This window comes from Ideonella sp. B508-1 (assembly GCF_000333615.1).
In the GTDB taxonomy this organism is placed as follows: Bacteria; Pseudomonadota; Gammaproteobacteria; order Burkholderiales; family Burkholderiaceae_C; genus Ideonella.
This window is the reverse complement of the sequence record NZ_BADL01000135.1, coordinates 1-3107: the sequence shown is the minus strand read 5'-3', so window position 1 is coordinate 3107 and position 3107 is coordinate 1. Positions and strand designations below refer to the sequence as shown.

Here is a 3107-nt window from a genome sequence, read left to right as displayed (position 1 = left end):
AGCTTGCTGCGCGGGACGCCTTGTTTGTCGGCCACCGCCAGGTACATCGCGTAGATGATGGCCGCCGTGCCGTTGATCGTGAAGGACGTGGAAATCTTCGAGAGATCCAGGTCCTTGAACAGGATTTCGGCTTCGCTCAGGTTCGACAGCGACACGCCCACCTTGCCGATCTCGGGCCGCGCCATCGAATGGGTGGGGTCGTAGCCGCACTGGGTGGGCAGGTCCAGCGCGACCGACAGGCCGGTCTGCCCCTGTTCAAGCAGGAATTTGTAGCGCTCGTTCGATTCCTCGGCCGTGCCGAAACCCGAGTACTGGCGGATGGTCCACAGGCGCCCTTGGTACCCATCGGGGAAGATGCCGCGTGTGAACGGGTACTCGCCGGGCTGGCCGATGTTGTCGGCGCGCACGGCACCGGCGTCCACGCGCGTGGGGACGGGGATGCCCGTGCGGCTGAGCGGGCCCAGGACCGGCTCGCTCAGCGGCGTATCGAAGGTGGAGACTCTGCTGTTCATCGGGAGGCCTTGCTGAGAAGCTTGTCGGCTGCCGTCCAGTGGTCGTCGTGCAGCCAGGTGCGGATGAGGTGCTCGCGCTCCACGCGGCGGTGTGCGGCCCAGTCGGCGCCGTGGCGCGCCGCGATGGCCTGTGCCTTGATGCCGCGCAGCACCTGGGCCGGAAATGCCTGCATGGGTGCAAGGAAGTTGTCCAGGTCGGCACCTTCCGGGCCATCGGAGACGACGGCGTCCGCCAGACCCCATGCCAGGGCCTGCCGGGCGTCCACGAGTTCGGCGTGCGCCATCATGCTCATGGCGCGCGACGTCCCTATCAGGCGGAAGAGGTCGGGGCCCCCGCCCCAGGCCGACGTGATGGCCAGCCGCGCCTGGATGAAGCCTATGCGCGCGTGCGACGCCAGCACGCGCATGTCGCAGGCCAGTGCCAGTTCGGCGCCACCGCCGATGGCGTCGCCGTTGAGGTAGGCGATCACCGGCACCGGGCAGAGGCGGATCGCGTCGAGTGCACCGCCAGCCTCGTCCATCATCGCCGCCGTCGCTGCTTCGTCGCGCACGCTTGCCAGATCCTTGAGATCGCCCCCGGCGGCGAAGTAGCGGTCGCCGGCGCCGGACAGCACGATGAGACGCAGGTCCTGCTGGCCAGCCAGTTGCTCGATGCACTGCGCGAGCTCAGCGAGTACGGGTCTCGCCAGCGCGTTGTGCTTGGCCGCCCGATCGATCGTCACCCAGGCTCGGCCGGCGACGTCGAGATTGACTTGCACCGAGCCCGTGTTGGAGCTTGTTCGTGTTGCGGTTTTCGAATCCATGTGTCGATGCTAGATTCGGGACTCGTTATATGAAAGAACAGGTGTTCGATATGCTGAACAATCAGCCGGAAGAGAGGGCTCTCAAGACAAATTCGGATCCCGCTGTTCAGAATGTCGAACAAGAGCGCGCGACCGCCACTCAGGCCACTGCACTTGTGACAGCCGTGGATCGCTTGCTGGTCATCCTGGAAACCTTTCATCGCGTTCAGAAGCCGCTGTCGCTGACCGACCTAGCGGAACTGGCGGGTATCCCCAAGAGCAGCTGCCACGCCATTGTCGGCACGCTGACGGCGCGTGGTTACCTGTATTCGCTGACCCGGCCCAGGGCGCTTTACCCCACGCGGCGCCTTTATGACATCGCGCAAGGCATCCAGGAAAACGATCCGTTCGTCGAACGCGCGATGCCGCTGCTGGAGCGCTTGCGCGACTCCTCGCGGGAAACGGTCATTCTGGGCAAGCGCCAGGGCGATGCCGTGATCTATCTGCAGGTGGTGGAAAGCACGAACGCGATCCGCTACTCGGCCAAGTCCGGCGAATTCAAGCCGCTGCATTCCAGTTCCATCGGCAAGGCGCTGCTGGGAAGCCTGAAGGAGGCCGAAATGCGTGCCCAGATCGGCCGTCTTGCGACGCCGGCCATCACCGACCACACCCTGACGGCGCCTGAACATCTGGAGCAGGACATCCTGGAGGGGCGGCGGCGCGGCTACTACGTGACGCGTGGAGAGAACGTCGCGGACGTGTGGGCGGTCGCAGCCTCCTTCACGTTCAATTCCGAGACGCTGGCGATCGCCATTGCGGGCCCGCGTCACCGCATGGAGAGCAGCGTCGGTGAGTACGCTCAGCTGCTGTCAGCCGCCTGCAGCGTCATCTCCCGTCAATGGGCATGGAGTTGATCCGCTCGCGCGTTTCAACAGGAACCGCAGACCGGTGCACGCCTGTGCGGACTGCGAAAGCGCGCGACCTGGTATCAGAACGACGTCTTGTAGGTCAGCGACACCCAGCCCCGATCGCCGAGAGTGGATCGGTTCAACCTGCCGTCGGTGATCTTGGAGGTGTACCCGTTGTAGAACAACGAAACCGTATGCTTGAAGTTGATGTCCGCCGTGACACCTGCGCTCCAGGCACCCGTTCCCTCAGCTGGCTGCCCGCCTGATGCGGCCGGGTTTCCCTTCAGCCCTCGAATGAAGGTGATCGGCACCGTCAGATCGACGCCTGCAAATACCGCATCCCATTTGGGCACAAGCGAGATGCCGAAGGCGGTCCAGCTCCGTGTCGCGCAGCCCGTTGCCGCGCTGTTGCCAGGAGTGCCACCCGATACACAGGCGGCGGTCCCGGCTTCCGAGAAGGCATCCGCATTGCTGACCACCTTGTTGAGCCGTCCATGGGCAATCTCTGCAGAGATGACCATGCTGTCGAATACCTCAGTCTTTCCGAGGTAGGAAATGGCGTTCAGCAATGCATAAGTCACATCACCGCGCGGGCCATCCGCCGGACCCGCCGTGTAGGTTGAGGACTCCGCGTACAGCCCGGTGTTCTGTCGGCGCGCGACTTCCGCTGCAACGCTGACGCCCTCCACGGTCCCAGATGCGCTCAGCCCATAGAGCTTGGTTCCTTTGGGATAGGCCAGTCGGTACTGGGCATCCGCCAGATTCAGTTGCAACCAGGGATCCACTTCATCGAANCGGCGGTAGTACGCTCCAAGCGTCCCTCCCTTCGCCCATTCGGGCGACCATCTCATCTTGACGCCAAAAGCGTCCCGGGTCTTGGCTTGCACGTCCTCGCTGCGCGTCAG

General features: G+C 64.3%; 4 protein-coding genes. 1 reads left to right on the top strand and 3 read right to left on the bottom strand.

What is annotated here, in order from left to right; all coding sequences use genetic code 11:
* Together I73_RS06040 and I73_RS06035 are read right to left on the bottom strand one after the other, a co-directional pair.
* Positions 1-512: methylmalonyl-CoA mutase family protein (locus I73_RS06040; RefSeq protein ID WP_026096371.1), on the bottom strand; the 512-nt coding region annotated here is incomplete at its 3' end.
* A complete protein-coding gene (locus I73_RS06035; RefSeq protein WP_083876575.1) occupies positions 509-1315 on the bottom strand; it encodes an enoyl-CoA hydratase/isomerase family protein in 807 nt (268 codons plus the stop codon). The genes I73_RS06040 and I73_RS06035, both read right to left, overlap by 4 nt.
* Before the next feature lie 29 nt (positions 1316-1344).
* Here I73_RS06035 and I73_RS06030 point away from each other — a divergent pair, with 29 nt between their 5' ends.
* A complete protein-coding gene (locus tag I73_RS06030) occupies positions 1345-2208 on the top strand; it encodes an IclR family transcriptional regulator (RefSeq protein WP_234409422.1) in 864 nt (287 codons plus the stop codon).
* A gap of 74 nt (positions 2209-2282) precedes the next feature.
* Here I73_RS06030 and I73_RS06025 read toward each other — a convergent pair.
* Positions 2283-3107 (bottom strand): DUF1302 family protein (locus I73_RS06025; protein WP_022979790.1); only part of this gene is annotated, 825 nt, incomplete at its 5' end.